Source organism: Desulfovulcanus ferrireducens, from assembly GCF_018704065.1.
Taxonomy (GTDB): Bacteria; Desulfobacterota; Desulfovibrionia; order Desulfovibrionales; family Desulfonatronovibrionaceae; genus Desulfovulcanus; species Desulfovulcanus ferrireducens.
This window is the reverse complement of record NZ_JAGUQP010000021.1, coordinates 1-18,735: the sequence shown is the minus strand read 5'-3', so window position 1 is coordinate 18,735 and position 18,735 is coordinate 1. Positions and strand designations below refer to the sequence as shown.

15 protein-coding genes are annotated in these 18,735 nt (G+C 42.0%); all 15 read right to left on the bottom strand.

Annotated features, from left to right (window positions below; genetic code table 11):
• Window positions 1-18: 18 nt before the first annotated feature.
• Window positions 19-2,211 (bottom strand): sensor histidine kinase NtrY-like, encoded by a 2,193-nt coding sequence (locus tag KFV02_RS08320; RefSeq protein ID WP_252381085.1) that lies wholly within the window; start codon window positions 2,209-2,211, stop codon window positions 19-21.
• Between the two features lie 50 nt (window positions 2,212-2,261).
• Window positions 2,262-2,753, bottom strand: a complete 492-nt coding sequence (locus KFV02_RS08315; protein WP_289510125.1) for a DUF4390 domain-containing protein — start codon at window positions 2,751-2,753, stop codon at window positions 2,262-2,264.
• A gap of 204 nt (window positions 2,754-2,957) precedes the next feature.
• The gene (dapB, locus tag KFV02_RS08310; RefSeq protein ID WP_252381083.1) at window positions 2,958-3,740 is read right to left on the bottom strand and encodes a 4-hydroxy-tetrahydrodipicolinate reductase; all 783 of its coding nucleotides are present in this window, start codon (window positions 3,738-3,740) and stop codon (window positions 2,958-2,960) included.
• 78 nt (window positions 3,741-3,818) lie between these two features.
• Window positions 3,819-5,834 (bottom strand): NAD-dependent DNA ligase LigA, encoded by a 2,016-nt coding sequence (ligA, locus tag KFV02_RS08305; protein WP_252381082.1) that lies wholly within the window; start codon window positions 5,832-5,834, stop codon window positions 3,819-3,821.
• A 2-nt stretch (window positions 5,835-5,836) separates the two neighbouring features.
• Window positions 5,837-6,880, bottom strand: a complete 1,044-nt coding sequence (locus KFV02_RS08300) for a potassium channel family protein (RefSeq protein ID WP_252381081.1) — start codon at window positions 6,878-6,880, stop codon at window positions 5,837-5,839.
• 20 nt (window positions 6,881-6,900) lie between these two features.
• Window positions 6,901-8,160 carry a glutamate-5-semialdehyde dehydrogenase gene (locus tag KFV02_RS08295; RefSeq protein ID WP_252381080.1) on the bottom strand — a complete coding sequence of 420 codons (1,260 nt, stop codon included), beginning with the start codon at window positions 8,158-8,160 and terminating at the stop codon, window positions 6,901-6,903.
• 154 nt (window positions 8,161-8,314) lie between these two features.
• Complete coding sequence (locus KFV02_RS08290) at window positions 8,315-9,433, bottom strand: MFS transporter (protein ID WP_252381111.1); 1,119 nt, start codon at window positions 9,431-9,433, stop codon at window positions 8,315-8,317.
• A 71-nt stretch (window positions 9,434-9,504) separates the two neighbouring features.
• Window positions 9,505-9,948: a DMT family transporter gene (locus KFV02_RS08285; RefSeq protein ID WP_252381079.1), complete on the bottom strand. Its 444-nt coding sequence runs from the start codon at window positions 9,946-9,948 to the stop codon at window positions 9,505-9,507.
• A 222-nt stretch (window positions 9,949-10,170) separates the two neighbouring features.
• Window positions 10,171-11,073 carry a DMT family transporter gene (locus KFV02_RS08280; protein WP_252381078.1) on the bottom strand — a complete coding sequence of 301 codons (903 nt, stop codon included), beginning with the start codon at window positions 11,071-11,073 and terminating at the stop codon, window positions 10,171-10,173.
• Window positions 11,074-11,271: 198 nt separating this feature from the next.
• Window positions 11,272-12,519 (bottom strand): metallophosphoesterase family protein, encoded by a 1,248-nt coding sequence (locus KFV02_RS08275; protein ID WP_252381077.1) that lies wholly within the window; start codon window positions 12,517-12,519, stop codon window positions 11,272-11,274.
• Window positions 12,520-12,673: 154 nt separating this feature from the next.
• Complete coding sequence (locus tag KFV02_RS08270) at window positions 12,674-13,744, bottom strand: glycosyltransferase family 4 protein (RefSeq protein WP_252381076.1); 1,071 nt, start codon at window positions 13,742-13,744, stop codon at window positions 12,674-12,676.
• A 7-nt stretch (window positions 13,745-13,751) separates the two neighbouring features.
• Complete coding sequence (locus tag KFV02_RS08265; protein ID WP_252381075.1) at window positions 13,752-14,693, bottom strand: aminotransferase class IV; 942 nt, start codon at window positions 14,691-14,693, stop codon at window positions 13,752-13,754.
• Between the two features lie 162 nt (window positions 14,694-14,855).
• Window positions 14,856-15,884 (bottom strand): aspartate-semialdehyde dehydrogenase, encoded by a 1,029-nt coding sequence (locus KFV02_RS08260; RefSeq protein WP_252381074.1) that lies wholly within the window; start codon window positions 15,882-15,884, stop codon window positions 14,856-14,858.
• Between the two features lie 201 nt (window positions 15,885-16,085).
• Complete coding sequence (gene metF, locus KFV02_RS08255) at window positions 16,086-16,952, bottom strand: methylenetetrahydrofolate reductase [NAD(P)H] (protein WP_252381073.1); 867 nt, start codon at window positions 16,950-16,952, stop codon at window positions 16,086-16,088.
• Between the two features lie 156 nt (window positions 16,953-17,108).
• Window positions 17,109-18,314 (bottom strand): type II secretion system F family protein, encoded by a 1,206-nt coding sequence (locus KFV02_RS08250; protein ID WP_252381072.1) that lies wholly within the window; start codon window positions 18,312-18,314, stop codon window positions 17,109-17,111.
• Window positions 18,315-18,735: the final 421 nt, after the last annotated feature.

Here is an 18,735-nt window from a genome sequence, read left to right as displayed (position 1 = left end):
CTCTCCCACTAACTCACCTCACACGGGCAACTCCACCACAAAAACACTGCCTTTGGGCTTATTGGGTTTAACCCGTACATAACCATGGTGGTCAGTGACAATAGACTTGACTATGGTCAGACCCAATCCAGTTCCCCCTTTTTTGCGCGAATAATAGGGTTCAAACATTCTGCTCCTCTCTTCAGGAGTAAACCCGGGTCCATTGTCAGCAACCTCGATATTCACTCGTTGTAAAGGTTTATCATAAATGGCTCGAACCTGGATGTGGGGGGCTTCTTCATTGACTAGCACTTCGGCGGCATTGAGCAACAAGTTCATAAACACTCTTTTTATGGCCTCGCGATCAAACTTAAATTTTGGGATCTCAGATAAAAACGTAAGTTCCCACTTGATATGGCGGTAGCTGTGCTCAAAATCTTTGATCAACTCTTCTAGTAATGGAGCCAGATAATCCAGTCTTGGATGAATTTCAGGTAATTTGGCAAAGCCAGAAAATTCCTGAACCAAGGCCTGCAAATGCTCTACTTGCCTAATAATAAGCCTGGTGCATTGGGTAAAAACCTGGTCCTCGATCTGAGAAGAAAATCTTTTCTCCAGTCTCTGGGCAGATAATTTTATCGGGGTTAAAGGATTTTTTATTTCATGGGCAATTCTGCGCGCTACCTCCTTCCAGGCGGCTAACCTCTGCATCTTTTCCAGTTCTGTAATATCTTCAAAAACCGCCACAATCCCTGACTTCTTACCTTCAGTACGCAATAGAACGGCATTGACCAGCAATTTAACCACTCTTCCTCCAATCTCTACATCTACCTGTCTTTGCCACTGCGAGCCAGGAAGATTAGACAACTGCTCAAAAACATCGCGGATCATCTGGCCATATTCTCCCCGGACTAACTCCAAAGGAGACCGTCCAATAATTTTTTTACTATCGATGCCTAAGATAAATTCTGCCGCCTTGTTAATCGTACTAACCCGCCCCTGCCTGTCCAGAGAAATCACCCCAGCTGTAATATTATCTAATACTGCCTGCATATACCGACCTCGGGCCTCTAACTCTATATTTTGCTGAGCCAGACGAAGATTGGCCCTGGTCAAACTTTCCTGGCTTTTCTCCAGGTCTCTGGCCATATTATTAAATGAGCGAACCAATAGTCCAAGCTCATCATCAGAGTGGTCTTCCAGACGAACACTGAGATCTCCCCTGGCTATACGCTGGGTCCCGGCTGCCAAGGCCTGAACAGGGGCTGAAATTTCCCTAGCCAGCTTAAAGCCAAACCAGATAGACCCCAGAATGATGAGCAGGGTCATGATCCCCAAGATGGTATACAAGGCAGCTTTAAGCGGATACTTCAATGATTTTAAATGCTTATACTCCTCAATTCCCCGAACTATACCATCAAGTTTTAAAAGTAATCCTTGATCTAGTGTTTCACCTACTACCAGAAAACCGGTTTTGGCGTTGTCCACAGGCAAAATGCCTACAATCAGATCACCTTGAGTGCCAGGCCAAATAGCTGTCCAATACCTGGGCTTGTCCATAAGTTCCTTAAAGGGAATTTTCTTTTTTATCTCACTCCAATTTTTAACCCATTCTGGCTGAGCATGCCAGTTTTGTTCATCCAGCTTACTGTTAATGACACCGGTTAAACTTAGACCATACTCATCTCTTTTTTGCCGTATAAATTTATCCATTCCCTTCCCACCCCACAAAAACTCCCGCTTACGGATCTCAGTGAGCATTGTCAGGGTAGTCTTTTCCAACCTCTTTTTCGCTGAGTTATAAAAGGCCTGCCCCACTTCCAATGCCTGTTGCATGGAATTTTCCACCTGAGACTTAAACCAATAATCAACTGACGTCTGGACAAACCTGACCGCAATGAAAAACATTAGTAAGGTAGGAATGATGGAGAGAGAGATAAAAACCAGAACCAGCCTGGTCCGAAGTTTGGCCCCTAAAACTTTACGCCTGCGCTCAATGAGTAGCTTAAATACATTTCGTACAACCAGAAAAAGAACTAGTAGTAGAAGGATAAGATTGAGATTGAAGAAGGCCAGGAATAGATATGAGTTGACCCCAAAAAATTTGAGTTCAACCCAGCTTAAAAGGACAATTAAGCCAATCCCAAGAAGCGCCAGAATGATTTCTCTCTGTCGCCTTTTTTTCTCTCTACCGCTACTTGGATTGATGCTTATGGAAGAATTATAAGGCATGACCTTTGTTGCCTTCAAAGATAACCAGACAAAAAAATAGCTGGATATTCTTAATAACTGAACTCCATTTCAAAATATTCCGGTTCTACCAAGTCCCATGACCAAAAAAACAACGTCTTTTTTATCCACTCTGGAATTCCCAGAGTTTTGAGTGCTACTTCTACCTTCAACGAATAATTCTGCCCTTTTTTAATTATAGACCAGGGGCTGAGAGATATTTCTATATCCTGAAATAAATTGTTTATCTTTTGAGGAGAAAATTTAGGAAATTTAAAATCTTGTCCAGAAATATTGATTATATACTCTCCCTTAAGCATATCTTTATGCATGATAATTAAAAAACTTCTGTGTACCAATGATTTATCCCAAATAAAATTCCTTTGCTTATGAACAGAAGCAGTATAAACAAGGCCCAACCTTTCTCCTTCATCCAAGGCTCTTTTTATAGCCCCAAAGCCTTCAATTTTTAAGTCAAATTTAACTTTTAGAGTTGCATTGGAGTTATCTAAAACCAAATTATAAACTTCCAGACTCTGTGCCATTACAAATGGAGCAAAGCCTAAGAAACAAATAAAAAATAAAAAATAAAAAAGTTTTTTAGCCTTGTGGTGCATTAAAAAATTCAAGGTATTGGGTGTAGAGCAAAAAAATCCAAATGATGCGCATGAAAAAAAAATTAAATACCACATATGTCCTGTATCTCAAAAATTGGGTTAAGTGACTTTTTCATGCGCATCTCAACAAACTTAAATTAGCACATCGGCCATAGAATAAAGCTTTCCGGAACTCTGTTTGGCAAGCCACTCTGCGGCGCGCAGTGCTCCCTGAGCAAAAGTTTCTCTGGAATGAGCCCGATGGGTAACTTCAATCCGCTCGCCAGGGCCTAAAAAGTAAACCGTATGATCACCAACGACATCGCCCCCACGCAAAGTTTGCACTCCTATCTCATCTTTAGTCCGCTCTCCAATAATACCTTCTCGGCAAAACTTGCCCACATCATCTAATTTCAAATCTCTGGCCTGAGCTAAAACCTGAGCTAATTTCAATGCCGTTCCAGAAGGAGCGTCCTTTTTATACTTGTGATGAATTTCAGAGATCTCTAAATCATATTTTTCACCTAATAGACGCACAAGCTCTGGCAAAATTTTAAGTAAGACATTTATTCCCACGCTCATATTCGGGGCCCAGAGCAATCTAGTGCTCTGGGCAATTCTGTGTAACTCTCGTAGTTGTTGAGGAGTGAAACCGGTAGTTCCAATAACCGCAGCCGTATTAAATTCTCGACATTTCTTGGCTGTATTCAGACTTACTTCCGGTATGGTAAAATCAATAACTACAGCCTGGGGAAATTTGGGTAAAAGTTCCCCAAGATCGGTGACCACCGGACAATCCAGATATTCCAGTTCATCCTCATACCCGGATTTTTCTACAACCCCCATTAAACAAAAATCGTTATCTTCTTGGGCCAGAGAAGCAATAGTTGCTCCCATCCTCCCTTTTGCACCCATAACAATTACTTGAGTACCCATATTCATTACCCCTTTATAATTTTATCGGTTTATTAATACTCGATCTAATCGAGCTGTAGCACAAGTACTAGAAGCTAACTAATCAATCAAATCTAAAAACTCATTCTCATTTATAATGGTTAAACCAAGGTTTCTGGCCTTACCCAACTTGCTGCCGGGGTTATCTCCAACAACAACATAGTCTACATTCCTGGATATGGCACTAACCACTTTGCCTCCCAGTTCCTCTACCCTTTTTTTTGCCTGAGGTCTGGACATAGAGCTTAGTGCGCCTGTAAAAATAAACTTTTTACCCTCAAGTTTACCAGGTTTTGTCACCTTCTTGGCAGATTCAGGCCACAAGCCTATTTGTTTAAACTCCGAAATAAGTTTCTTGTTGGCTGAATTTTGAAAAAATTTGTAAATGGACGAAGCTACTTCAGGACCAATGTCAGGTAAAGTTTGCAATTCTTCCGGACTCGCCTGAGCCAGCTCATCGAGATCCTTATAGTTTTCAGCCAGGACACGGGCCGTTTGTTCACCAACCAAACGGATACCCAGAGCAGAAATGAGTTTCTTCAAACTGGCCTTTTTTTTGGCAAGCTCAATGGATCGGAGCATATTCTCCGCCAGTTTATCTCCCATACGTTCCAGAGGCAAGAGGTCTTCTTTTTTTAACCTGAATAAATCAACGGGAGATTTAACAAGGCCCTTGCGTACCAAAGTCTGGACCCATTTTTTGCCCAACCCCTCAATGTCCAAGCCACTTTTGGACACAAAATGGATAAGACCTTGCTCCAATTTGGCCGGGCAGGAAATATTCAAACATCGCCAAGCCACCTCATCACCGATTTTGGCCACAGGACTATTACAGGCCGGGCAGTTACGTGGAAAGTGAAATTCTTTTTCGTGGCCCGTTCTTTTCTCTTTAACAGGCCTGACCACCTCCGGAATCACATCTCCGGCCCTCTGCACGACAACCGTATCGCCTATTTTCAAACCCTTAGCCCGAATTTCGTTTTCATTGTGCAAAGTAGCCCTGGAGACAACAGCACCACTTAACGTGACTGGCTCCAAAATTGCCACGGGAGTCAACACACCGGTCCGGCCCACCTGTACCGTGATATCCAGAAGTTTAGTCTGCCCCTGGTGCGCTGGAAACTTTAAGGCCAGAGCCCACCGAGGAGCCCTGGAAGTAGCACCTAGCTTTTCCTGCAAATGCAGATCATTTACCTTGACTACAATCCCGTCTATTTCAAAAGGTAGTCTATACCTTTTCTCCAGCATACTCCTATAATATCGGGCCACATCCTCAGGCCCGGGACAGAATTTTCCTTCCGGGACAGTGGCAAGACCAAGAGACTTGAGGCCAGCAACAACTTCCTCCTGCGTTGTCCATTTAGGTTCACTTTTCCAACGTATTAAGCCAAGGCCGTAGGCAAAAAACTTTAATGGTCTCTTGGCTGTAATTTTTGGATCAAGCTGTCGCAGAGAACCAGAGGCCGCGTTTCTAGGGTTGGCAAAAGCCTTCTCTCCTTTTTTTAACTGCTCTGCATTTAGCTTCTCAAAATCTTTTTTTGAGATAATTACCTCACCTCTCACTTCCAGGTATGTGGGACAATCTTCGCTCAAGAGGGTTAAAGGTAGATTCTTTATCGTCCGCATATTAGCTGTAATGTCCTCGCCTACCAACCCGTCACCACGCGTGGCAGCTGCCACGAATTGCCCTTTCTCGTAAATTACCTCTACAGCCAGACCATCCATTTTGGGCTCAGCCCAGAAACTAGGCTCAACACCGGGCGCAAGTCTTTTTATCTTCTGTACAAACTCCCGCCATTCTTCAAGGGAAAAAGCATTATCCAGGCTGTACATACGCACTGAATGCTGCCTGGTGGCAAAACTTGTCAGAGGAGTTCCCCCAACCTTTTTGGTCGGTGAGTTGGGGTCATCAAGTTCCGGATATGCCGCTTCTAACTCTTTTAGCTCGGCAAATAACTTATCATACTCCGGGTCAGAAATGACAGGATCATCTAAAACATAGTAGCGGTAATCGTGATAGTTGATCTCCTGACGTAACTTTTTGACCTTTTCCACAATTTCCAAGGGTACAGTCATCGTTAGAGGATCTCCTGCAATTTTTTGAAACTATCCTTTTTACCCACAGCCACCAAAGTATCCCCGGCCTCAAGAACGGTTTTGGGCACAGGATTATAAATCATATCTCCCGAGGCCTTTTTAATGGCGATAACAATCAGGTTAAATCTAGGCCTGATCTCGGATTGTATAAGGTCTTTTCCCACCAATTCAGAAGACTCGCTTATCTCAAGTTCTTCCAACTGCAAATCAAGATCTTGCTCCAGCAGTGCCAGCTCTAAAAAATCAATCACTGTTGGACGTAAAGCTACCTGAGCCATGCGCATTCCCCCAATAATATAGGGAGTAAGAACGCGGTCAGCCCCGGCAAATTGAAGTTTTTTGATTGAGTCCTCGTGTTCGGCCCGAGCGATAATCTGCAAATCCGGCCTTAATTGCCTGGCCGTCAGCGTCACATAAACATTTTGAGCTTCTTTGCTTAAAGTTGTGATCAAAACCTTGGCCTTTTTCAGATTTGCTGAAAGCAACACTTGATCTGAGGTAGCATCCCCATGAACATGTAAAATCCCTTCCATCTCCAGCTCATGAGCAATCTGTTCGTCTTCTTCAATTACCACTAATGGCAAACCCTCTTTTAAGATTTCCTTGGCCACAACACTGCCAATACGACCATAACCACAAACTATAAAATGACCTTCCAGATTATCGATAATTTTTTGCACCTTTCGCTTCCCCCATAAAGCCTGGAGCCGCCCCTCCACAAGTATCTGGGTAAATGTACCGACCAAGTAAGCAAAGTTACCCACACCCATTAAAATGAGAATAGAAGTAAGCAAACGCCCCCTGGGACTTAAAGGATGGACCTCCAGAAAACCAACAGTTGATAAGGTGATCACTACCTGATAAAAGCTTTCCAGAAGAGTCCATCCCTCAACATAGTAATAAATGATGATTCCCAATAAAAAGACAGAGAATAAGGATATTGTCCCCAAAATCAGGGGAAGAAAAAATCCGTACTTAACTTTCCAGCGCAGAAAACGATTGGACAATACGTTGGTACTATGCATAATAAACTAGGACCTTGTCATTATTCTCGCACTTGTCCCTGTCCAAAAACCACAAATTTAGTGCTGGTTAATTCTTTAATGCCCATAGGACCATAAGCATGTAGCTTGGACGTGGAGATGCCAATTTCAGCTCCCAGGCCGAACTGTCCTCCATCATTAAACCTGGTAGATGCATTAACCAAAACCGCAGACGCATCCACTTCCTGGATAAATTTCAAGGCCCGCTGATAATCTCTGGTCAAAATGGCTTCAGAATGATTTGAGCCATAGCGAGCAATATGTTCCTGGGCTTCATCCTGCGAGTTAACCACTTTCACTGCCAGATCCAGAGACAAGTACTCCTGGCCCCAATCATCTTCCGTAGCCGGGACTACATTTTCTGAAAAATGACTCATGGCTACCGGACAAGCATGAAATTTGACGCCTGCCGAACCTAGTTTCTGAGCAACCAAAGGCAAAAACTCTTCCGCGATTTCTTTATGTACCAGCAAACATTCCAGGGCGTTACACACTCCCGGCCGCTGCACCTTGGCATTAAAGACAATATCCAGAGCAGCGTTTACATCTGCATCTTTGTGCACATAGATATGACAAACACCTTTGTAATGCTTGAGCACAGGCATGGTCGCCTGCTCGACAACCGCCCGGATAAGCCCTTCTCCTCCACGCGGAATAACCACATCTATAAACTCATCCAGTTTGAGCATGATTTTAACTGCTTCCCGATCTGTCGTGGGCAATAAAACCACACCTTCTTCGGGCAGTCCTGCCTGCTTTAAAGCCTGGGATATTAGGCGGGAAAGGACCTGATTAGAATGAAAGGCCTCGGAACCACCCCTTAAAATCACTGCATTACCAGCTTTAAGACATAAGATAGCAGCATCAATGGTCACATTAGGCCTGGATTCATAGATAATAGCCACCACTCCCAGCGGAATACGCATCCGTCCGACCATTAAGCCATTGGGTCTTTTTTTCATTTCCTCAATCTCACCTACGGGATCAGACATGGCAGCCACCTCAACACAGGCTTGCGCCATGCCGGCAATAATCTTGGGAGTAAGCTTCAACCTATCTATCCGGGCCTGATCCAAGCCCCTTTCTTTAGCTGCGGACAAATCTAATTCATTGGCCTGGATAATTTCCTGTTCTTTCTCCTTTAATAATTCAGACAATGCGTACAAAGCTGCATTTTTATGCGCGCCTGAAGCAGTGGCCAGTTTTCTGCTGGCCTGTTTTGCCTGTTTTGCCAATTCAAGGATCTTCTCTTTTAAACTCATTTCAACCCTCCCCTTATTCTTTCATAGAGAGACAAAATCTTGTATCCCTCCAAGAACCAGTTCAATCTTTCAAACATAAAAAAACATAATAAACTTTACTGAACTCAGTTAGTTTACCTACTCTAACGCTCAATTACGCAACCAAACAAGCTCATCAAGGAACCATCGCGCCGTTTTTTATAAACTGCACCAGAATCAAAGAAACTATACTCATGCCTGCCCCCATAAAAAAAGGAATCCGGTAGTCAGTCATCCACAAAATTCCACCCACTACCGGAACAATAACCGCAACAATATGATTAATGGTGAACCCAACAGCCATGCTTGGGCCAATATCTTTTGGATGGGCAATTTTTTGAAAATAAGATTTAATAGCTATGGAAAAATTAAAAAAAATGAAATCCAGGATATACATAATCCCGGCAACCCACTTACTCTCTGTAAAGGCGTAGGTCAAAAAAATAAAAATCAAAGCCAAGTATTCCAGAGACAGGACCTTGCGCTCACCAAAGCGATTGATGGCCTTACCGATCAAAGGACTGGCAAAGTAATTGAGTACATTGTTAATAATAAACAAAACCGTAACTTCCTGTACAGTAAAGTTAAAGCGTTTAACAAGTAAAAATACGGCAAAAGCCATAAAAATTTGTCTTCTTGCACCGGCCATAAAGGTCAATGCATAAAAAAGCCAATACCTGGACCTGAGAATCATTTTCTTATGTTGCACTGGAAGGTTCTTATCACTCGGATCCTGTATTATGGCCCAGAGTCCTCCAACAACCACCAGTCCACCCATACAGATAAACATCTGCGTATAATTTAAAAACTTGGCCAAAATAAAAATGACCACGCCAATAGCAATATTGGTGGCGGAATATACGGCACGCAACCTGCCCAATACGATTGGAGCTGTGGAGTAGTCGAAATACTGCAGAGTCAGGGATTGATTTAAGGTTTCATAGTAGTGGAACCCAAAAGACATAAGCAAAGTGGTAAAAATAAGTCCTGCAAAAGAAGGCAAAAGCCCGGTCAAACCAACACCCACTCCCAAAAAAATGACAGAAAGGGCAGCAAGCCTGTGCTCACTAATAAGAAAAAGCAAGTAAATGACCAGGAGAGCCAAAAAGCCTGGAATTTCCCGGATGCTTTGTAAAATGCCCATCTGCTGACCATTTATCCCGACCACCTCCACACTAAAATTATTGAACAGGGTTCTCCAACCCTGAAATCCAGCAGCAGTGGTAATTGTGAGTACGAGTAAAAACAGGTACATTCTGCGTTGACTGACAGTCACATTGCTCTCCTTGTAATTCGAGCTCAACCAATTAAACTAATAAAAGCGGACTAAAACTTTTGCACAAGCAATACACCGACAATGAGGAAAATAACCCCCACCAACCGCCAAAAGCTTATGGGATGCACTGGGTAGCCCAACCACCCAAAGTGGTCCAAAACCAGAGAAGCGACCATTTGCCCCAAAACCAGTAAAGCCAACATGGTTACGGCCCCAATTTTAGGGGCCAATATTATAGTAGCAGTGACAAAAAAAGCTCCTAATGCGCCGCCGGTCCATAACCACCAAGGTGCAGAAGCGATCGTTGACCAGGATGGCCATGGAACTCGAACCAAAAGGCAAAAAAGAGTAAGGACAATGGTACCGAAGGCAAAAGAAATGGTTGAAGCTAAAAAAGGATCTTTGACCAATGAACTAAGTTGAGCATTGATGCCTGGCTGAACAGGCATTAATATCCCGGCAATCAAGGCCAAAAGAATATAAAAATAATCCATGAATTCCCTTGTCTTTAGTTTAGAGATAAAGATGGTTAAATTTAAAAGACAATTACTGAACCATAAACTATCAAAAGATTAGACTTTAAAAATTCTTGAGATTAGCTATTTATCCTCTGCTGCTTTCCTTAACTATTAGTAACCTTAACCATTTTATCTCTCAAGATTTTTTATAAGGATAAAAAGAAAAAAATTTGAATGCCAGAATACCAGGATTTTATGCTAACTAACAATTACATCATTTTTCCTCCGGTCCTGACTCAAAAACACGCCTAAAAAGATGAAGCCCACCCCCAGACTCTGTAGCCAGGTAAATTTTTCATCCAAAATCAACCATCCAAACATAATGGCGAACACAGGGATCAAATAGACAAAAGCTGAGGCCTGGCTGGCCGGAATTTTACTGACACCGTAGTTGTATAAGGTATAAGCCACAAATGTAACCATACAACCAAGATAAATAATGGATACTGTTGGCCACAAAGGAAAATGGTCTGGGATACCTTGAGCAGAAAAAAGTAAAAAAGGAGCAAAAAAAATTGTCCCTAAAAACGACTGAATAGCACCCAAAAACATGGCGTTGTATCTTCTAGATAAATATTTCACACAGATAGTGTAGCCAGCGGCACAAACCATAGCCAAAAACTCCAGAAAGTTTCCCCTCATAGGACACGGAGCCCAGGCAGAAATTTCACTTGTCAAACTAAGCCAACATACTCCAGCAATAGCCAGGCTAAAACCAACAATAGTCTTCTTTCTTACCTTTTCTTTTAATACGATTCGGGCAATTATAGCGACCAGTAAAGGAAGTATAGCAGTAACCATTCCGGCCTGAGAGGCTGTAGTACATTTTAGGGCATGAGCTTCAAAGATGAAATAAAAACACGGCTCAAATAAGGCCATAAGCAAAAGGAGCTTCCAGTCTCCCTTTTGATAGCTTACATCTTTCCATTTGGGCAGAAGCGATAAAAAAAACAGGCTGCCAACAAACAATCGGGCAAAAATGGCAGACATGGGAGTATAGGCACTAAAGGCGACCTTAAGAGCAATAAAAGAGCTCCCCCAAAGAAGCATGGCCACCAGAAGTCCGATAATAGCAGGCAATGAGGAGGTACGAGCAGGCATAACTACTCCCAAAAATTACTATATTTAAAGATTCCAAATGAATAGAGCTAAATTAAAGGGTTTAGAAAATGAAAGGTATTAGAGATGAGAGGTTAATGATACTGAAAAAAGAGGCTCTTTTATTGGCTCTATTTGTTCGACACAAATAACGAATATGGTCAATACTTCCCTGCTTTTATCTTTAATTAGGGGTCATGCTTATTTTCTATTATCTTCCAAACCATCCCAGCACAGAAGCCTGGCTTGACGGATCAGCTGTTGGCCTTCTGAAGAAGATAACTCTGGTACTATTTTTCTAATTTTATGATGAGTTAAAAGTTCTTTTAAAACAGAGTTCACTCTCTCTGGTTCCTGTTTAAATTCCTCACTAATTCTAATTATTTCCGCAAGTAACCCTTCACCCTGTTTAACGCTATTAAAGTCAACGTCCAACCTACAATCAACAAAAATATCCTTGACCCAGATAAATGGTTCTACTCCACTTAAATTCTCCCGAACAAAGTTTAACATATCTTCCAGAAGATCGTCTCTGTTTAACTCTTTGCTCAAAGGAGTTCTTCCGGACAGTTTGATCCGGCAAACAACAGATTTATTAACAGCAGGCTTTAAGCATTCGTTAAGAATTGTCTCTTGAAGATGACTCAATGAAGAAACGCCTTGAACATCAACCTCGATAGTTTGCCAGAGGACATTTTCCAAAGACTTAAACTCCAGCTCCAGGCCACCGGTTTCAAAAACCCGAACCAGGTAACATCCTCGTTGACCTGACTCATTGATATGCAGTCCCTGAATATTTCCCGAATACACTACATAAGGGTCTTGGTGCATAATTCTTCGATCGTGAATATGACCCAGGGCCCAATAACCTACATCTTTAGATAGAAGGTCCTTTAATTGACAGGGGGCATAAGGGGCTTTAGGGGCCAAGTCACCTACGTTAGTATGTAACAGCCCTATTTTAAAAAAGTCTGAACGCGGGGGGTCAAATTGCCTGGCCAGGTTGCGCTGTTCTTTGGGCGAATCATGACTGACTCCGCCCACCAGGGCTACGGGCCTTCCCTGCCTATTTCTTGCCTTCTCCCAAACCACTCTATCAGCGGGAAAAAAATAAATATTCTCCGGCCAGGTAATGGCCAGAGATTTTGTTCCTAGCGGATCGTGATTTCCATGGACAACAAAAACCTGTACATTCTGCTCAGATAACCTCTTTACTCCCTCCAGAAACTTCAACTGCCCTTTTAGACTACGCACCTGTGAATTATACACGTCACCGGCGATTAAAAGAAAATCAACTTCTTCCTCAAGACACAAATCAATCAAAGCATCATAAGCCTTAAAGGTCGCCTGAGTAAGCAATTGGGCTATATTTTCATCTTGACCGTATATTCCCTTAAACGGTGCGTCCAAATGCAAATCCGCAGCATGAATAAAAGAAAACTCAACCATCTCTTCCCCTATTTATAATCTTTGGACAAACCACATTTTGACTACCAGATTTAAAAAAATATGAAAAGTTGCCCTTCAATCAAGGTTTGACCCCAGACTCCTTTGAGCGCAAGTCATAAGAACGAGAGCACCAAGGTACAAGTATCCAAATGCCTTAGGAGTTGCCCCCTGCACCTTGTGCCATATACAATGCCAGATACTTCTCACCCATAGCCTGAACACTATATTTTTTTACTTCTTGAAAACCATTTTTTGTAATAGTCTGAACCAAATCTTCATCTTTGATTAGCTTTTGCATACACAAGGCAAGATCTAGCGGATTATCTCTGGAAAAAACCAATCCGTTAATACCATCCCTGACAAGCTCTAGGTTGGAAACAAGATCAGAAACAACTACTGGTACGCGTGTGGCCCAGCCTTCTTTAATCACTGCACTACTGCCTTCTCCGGAAATTGAAGGCACAACGAGTATATCCAGCTCAGGGAGTAGTTCTCTGCTTTCCTTATAACCCAGAAAATTTACTTTCTCAGTTAAATCCAACTCCTTAACCATAAATTCTAACCTATCTTTTAAGGGACCAACTCCAGCAATCTGAGCGACAAAATTGAAAGGCCAGGAATTCAATTCTTTAAGAGCATGAAAGAAGACATCATGTCCTTTTTGCTCAGTTAAAGCGCCAATAAGACCAATATTAATTTTATCTTTCGTCCTATTTTTTCTGACCGAATACAAAGAAGTATCAATAGCACTGTGGATGACTTCCAGTTTATCAGGAGAAATACCATATCCTTCCATAACGTTAGCAATTTCCCTGCTTACACCAACTACAATCTCGGCCCAAACATATTTTTTTACACTCCAAAAATTGTGCAGAGGATAAGATACCCGTCTAGTATGAATCAAATTCACATGATGGGCAAAAAAACGGTGCACAATGGCTCCAAGCCCTGCTGACCTGGCGTCATGAGTGTGGATTATATTGATATTCTTTCTTTTTAAAAAAGACAGGAGTTTGATCCAATTCAGTGGATCAAACTCCTGTCTGGAAGGAAGAGGTAATATTTCTATTCCTAGCTCTGAAGCTTTGATTTTAAGTGGAGATTTTGCCGGACAGGCTAGATAAGGACGAACCTGCGTCCTCTGCTTCTGAAAACAAGCTAAATATAATACCTGACGCTGGCCTCCCCGAAATTCAAGCCCCAGGTCCAGATGTAACACATTCATCGATTTCTTAAAACTCTACTCCATTTTCCCAAAGATCCTTTTGTAACAACTCCCTTAGTCTTTTACTTACCGGACCAGGCCTTACATCGTGAATAGGTTTGTCATTGTATCTAACTATGCTCAAAGCATCGATCGTTGTCCCAAGCAAGATGACTTCCCGGGCCTCATAAATTTCCTCCTCTTTAATGGGGCGGAACACAAAATCAACTTCATTTTTGATCAGATCTAAGGCCCGCATTAACGTTGTCCCGGGCAGAGCATTGTTCATTTCAGGAATAACAAGAGTCCCTTTCTCGTTCACAATGACAACATTTTCTGTAGCCCCTTCAGCCAAAAATCCTTGTTCATCAAAACATAAGGGAAAATCATACCCTTTTTCGATGGCTTCCATTTTCATTAACACATTAGGCAGATAATCTACTGTCTTAATCCTGGCCATATAACATTGTTTGGCTGGAGTCTTTGACTTAAAAGCCGTCACTCCCTTCTCCCAAAAAGACTCGGGTTTTTCCGGAAGCCTTCTAGCTACAATATATAAACTGGACTGAGGACATTCGCGAAAATCAGTAGTAAAACCGCCCGGCCCACGGCCAATAAAGAGGCTCAAAATACCGTTATCAACTCCAGACGCCCTGGCCACCTCAATAATCAAATCTTTTATTTGGTCAAAAGAACAAGGGGGATTGATGAATATAGCCTTGCATGACTTGGCCATTCTTTCCAGATGAGCATCTAAAAGATAAATTTTCCGGTGCACAAATTTTAGAGTCTCAAAAACACCATCCCCTCTATGCACCAGATGATCATCTAAAGGGATCAGAAGCAGTTTTGGCTCCTTACAAATCACCCCCAATCTATGTTCATAAAAAGCCAGGTAATTTTCCTCACCGGGCCGGTGCTGACTTAAAATTTTCTCCACATACTCTTTGGCGTCAACAATCTTAACCACTTTTACCTCTAAAAAAATTATAGTTTTCAGTGTCTAGTTTTAGTCGTTGATTATATAAACCCTTCGCCCCGCATTTTGGCGGAGCGAAGAGTAAGATTTCTATCTCTTCACTTTGGGTAACGTGCTTATCACGTGACTCTTTTATATTTTTTGCAAGTAAATTTACGATTGAACACGCACCAAATCTTTAATCAGTAAAAGTTCAGCTATCTGAACTGCATTTAAGGCAGCTCCTTTGCGGATATTATCAGCCACAATCCACATGTTCAAACCACATTCAATGGTCTCATCCTCGCGGATTCGGCCAACAAAGGTATCATCTTCTCCTGCAGCAAAAATAGCCAGAGGATAGATATTTTCCTTGGGGTTATCTAAAACTTTGATTCCCGGAGCCTGACTTAAAATGGCCCGTGCCTCTTTGGCTGTGATCTTTTTTTCTGTTTCAATATTTACGGACTCACTATGTCCATAAAAAACAGGGACACGCACAGCAGTGGCCGTCACTTTAATATTGGGATCGCCCATGATTTTTTGGGTCTCATTGACCATCTTCATCTCTTCTTTTGTATAGTCATTGTCTAAAAACACATCAATATGAGGCAAACAATTAAAAGCAATCTGATAAGGATAAACTTTTTTCTCCACTTCCTGCATATTAAAAATCTGGCGTACTTGCTTCTCCAATTCTTCTATGGCTTTTTGGCCGGTACCAGAAACTGCTTGATATGTGGACACTACCACTCTTTTAATTTTGCCCACATCATGGAGAGGCTTTAAAACCACAACCATTTGAATGGTCGAACAATTTGGGTTGGCAATAATCCCTTTATGCCAGTTTAAATCTTCGGGATTAACCTCCGGAACCACAAGGGGAACTTCATCATCCATGCGCCAAGCACTAGAATTATCTACTACAACACAACCGGCCTTGACTGCATGAGGAGCAAACTTTTTGGAGGTTCCTCCTCCTGCTGAAAAAAGGGCCAAATCAATACCCTTAAAAGAATCCTCCGTCAGTTCTTCTACTATCAGGTCCTGCCCTTTAAAAGGCACTCTTTTTCCTGCTGATCTGGCCGAGGCAAAGGCCCGGACTTCACTAGCCGGAAAATCTCTTTGCTCTAAAGTTTTGAGCATTTCCCTTCCCACTGCACCAGTTGCACCAACAACAGCGACTACAGGATTCTTGGCCATCTTTATCCTCCGAATTTAAAATTTTAATTGAGGGAATGTTCGAGTGATATAACCAACTCACAACTCAAAGTAAGGGCACAAAATTCTGTGCTCTGCTACATATTAGAGTCTGTGACCAACACCCATTTTGACTGCCAGGATGAAAAAAAATTATGAAAAATTGTCCTCTTAAGTAAGGTTTGGCCACAGACTCATTAAAGATTAGACCGATGAAACTATCTGCAAACAAGCTTCTGCTTTGTTCAAGGTGTACAGGTGTACCCCTGGTGCACCACGTTGCAAGAGATCTTTAACTTGTTCACGCGCATATTCAATACCAAGAGATTTGACTCCTGCATCACCATGCTTTTCCTGAGCCTCTTCCAAGGCTTGCAGATAATCTTTGGGAATTGTTGCTCCACATAATGAGACAATACGTTTGATTACTTTCAAGTTCATAATAGGTAAGATACCCGGGATAATAGGCTTATCAACACCTAGCTTATTGACTCTACGTACAAAATCAAAATAAAGATCATTATCAAAAAAAAGTTGGGTTATGACAAAATCTCCACCTAAATCAAGTTTAAGTTTTAAAAATTGTAAATCTTCTTCCGGACTCCCGGCCTCTATATGTCCTTCCGGATACCCAGCAACTCCTAAACAAAAATGTGGATATTTATTTTTGATAAACTGAACCAGATCAGAAGCATACTTGAACTCTGTACTGTCGGGAACAAACTTCTCTTGACCTTGTGGAGGATCACCCCTCAAGGCCAGCACATTGTTTATGCCCTCTCTATTTAGACTGTCTAAAAAGGAAGAAATGGACTGGGCAGATGCGCCAATACAAGTCAAATGTGCCATAGGCTCGAGTCCATAGTCTCTTTTCAGCCTGCTCACAATCTCCAAGGTATATGCTTGTGTACTCCCGCCAGCTCCGTACGTAACCGAGACAAATAGCGGATTCAAGACTTTAAGCTTGTTGACCTGATCAAAAAAACCGGGCCAGGCAGCCCGGTCTTTAGGCGGAAAAAATTCCAGAGAAAAAAACTGGTTGTTTTGAGCAATCAATTCACTAATACGCAACGTTTCCTCTCCTTAAAATATCTAACCGGTTGAATTGGTTATAACAGTTTAATTTAGTTTAATATGAATTACAAGTTCTCTTCTCCCCATATAACAGGGTAAATCCATGTATTTACTCCCACATTCTTCCCATCTTGCTGACTTCCCAGCTTCCTGTCACATCACTGTCTCCGCGATTTTGAAAATCGGTAGATACATACTGATCACCAGGCCCCCAACAACAAGTCCTAGAAAAACAATCATAAACGGCTCAATTAAAGAGGTCAAAGTCTCCACCGCCACATCTACCTCGTCATCATAAAAATCCGCAACCTTTTCCAACATGGTATCTAAGGCACCCGTGGATTCTCCAATAGATATCATGTGGATAACCATAGGAGGGAAAACTCCTGTTTCATCCAGAGGTTCAGCCAGGGTTTGTCCTTCAGCAATGCTTTTTTTGGCCTGCTTAACTCCCAGTTCTACACACTTATTTCCCGAAGTCTTGGAAACTATGTCCAGGGCATTCAAAATCGGGACCCCACTAGAAACCATGGTGCTCAAAGTCCGGCTAAACTTGGCCACAGCAACTTTGCGTAAAAGTGGCCCGATAATAGGAACAAATAAAATCCAGGTATCCACTATAATTCTACCCCGCTCCCAGCGGTAAAAAAACCTGAACGCGACAATTAAAACAATTATTCCTCCCAATAGGTAAAAAAAGTTGCTTTTTACTAACCGGCTCATATTTATCACAATCTGCGTCGGAAGGGGCAAGGCACCGCCAAAGTCAGCAAACATCTTCTCAAAAGTTGGAATAACAAAAATGAGGATGACCGCTATAACGGCCACAGCCACAGACAGTACCACGGCCGGATAAATCATAGCCCCTTTAACCTTAGATTTTAATTTGGCAACTTTTTCAATATAGTCGGCAAGACGCAAAAGAACTATATCCAAAACACCGCCAGCTTCGCCCGCATTAACCATATTGACATACAAATCATCAAAAACATCTCTATGTTTTTTCAAGGCTTCATACAAAGAAGAACCAGCTTCAATATCATTGCGCACTTCATAGAGCTTTCGTCTGAGCTTATCATTATCAGTCTGTTCGCACATGATCTGCAAGGCCTGGAGAATAGGAACACCAGAATCAATCATGGTCGCAAACTGGCGGCTAAAGACAACCATATCCCTGGAAGTAACCTTTCCTTCAAGAAAAGTACCTTCCAGAATATCCTTGGGCTTGGGTTTTACTTTGATATCTGTATATCCCCGGCGCTTCAAAGCTATCTCTGCCATTTCCAAGCTTGGCGCATCCAAGTCACCTTTGACTCTCCTTCCTGACCTGTTCTTGGCTTTGTAAATAAAAATCGGCATAATCTTATTCCTCTCACTTAATTAAGCTCGTAACCAAGACTAGAATAAACCATGGAAATTAACTCAACTTTCTGACACGATTAACACCCTAAAATTACTACACAATTGAAGAGTGGATTTTCTGAAATGCATTACAAACGGGTTGGGTAACACATCTTGGCGAAGATTGCGGAAGTGCTGTGCATAGGGAGGTTATTCCATCGAACTTTCGAAACCCATCATAACAACAGAAAAGGCATTAAGTAATATTCTATTGACTAACCCCATTATGCACAGCCCGCAAGCAAGCCTTAGATGTGTCCAAGTTTTTGTTAGCATTGAAGAAAATGCGCTCGCAAATTAACTCAGCAACTGTGTTTTTTGTCAATAGTTAATGGTTAAAATTTATTGGTTAGTTTATTTTGTTTTCAAGAACAATTTT

Bases quoted from the DNA above. Each gene is read 5' to 3' on its own strand.
- KFV02_RS08320 (WP_252381085.1), bottom strand. From the start codon at position 2,211: ATGCCTTATAATTCTTCCATAAGCATCAATCCAAGTAGCGGTAGAGAG.
- KFV02_RS08315 (WP_289510125.1), bottom strand. From the start codon at position 2,753: ATGGCACAGAGTCTGGAAGTTTATAATTTGGTTTTAGATAACTCCAAT.
- dapB (WP_252381083.1), bottom strand. From the start codon at position 3,740: ATGGGTACTCAAGTAATTGTTATGGGTGCAAAAGGGAGGATGGGAGCA.
- ligA (WP_252381082.1), bottom strand. From the start codon at position 5,834: ATGACTGTACCCTTGGAAATTGTGGAAAAGGTCAAAAAGTTACGTCAG.
- KFV02_RS08300 (WP_252381081.1), bottom strand. From the start codon at position 6,880: ATGCATAGTACCAACGTATTGTCCAATCGTTTTCTGCGCTGGAAAGTT.
- KFV02_RS08295 (WP_252381080.1), bottom strand. From the start codon at position 8,160: ATGAGTTTAAAAGAGAAGATCCTTGAATTGGCAAAACAGGCAAAACAG.
- KFV02_RS08290 (WP_252381111.1), bottom strand. From the start codon at position 9,433: ATGTACCTGTTTTTACTCGTACTCACAATTACCACTGCTGCTGGATTT.
- KFV02_RS08285 (WP_252381079.1), bottom strand. From the start codon at position 9,948: ATGGATTATTTTTATATTCTTTTGGCCTTGATTGCCGGGATATTAATG.
- KFV02_RS08280 (WP_252381078.1), bottom strand. From the start codon at position 11,073: ATGCCTGCTCGTACCTCCTCATTGCCTGCTATTATCGGACTTCTGGTG.
- KFV02_RS08275 (WP_252381077.1), bottom strand. From the start codon at position 12,519: ATGGTTGAGTTTTCTTTTATTCATGCTGCGGATTTGCATTTGGACGCA.
- KFV02_RS08270 (WP_252381076.1), bottom strand. From the start codon at position 13,744: ATGAATGTGTTACATCTGGACCTGGGGCTTGAATTTCGGGGAGGCCAG.
- KFV02_RS08260 (WP_252381074.1), bottom strand. From the start codon at position 15,884: ATGGCCAAGAATCCTGTAGTCGCTGTTGTTGGTGCAACTGGTGCAGTG.
- KFV02_RS08250 (WP_252381072.1), bottom strand. From the start codon at position 18,314: ATGCCGATTTTTATTTACAAAGCCAAGAACAGGTCAGGAAGGAGAGTC.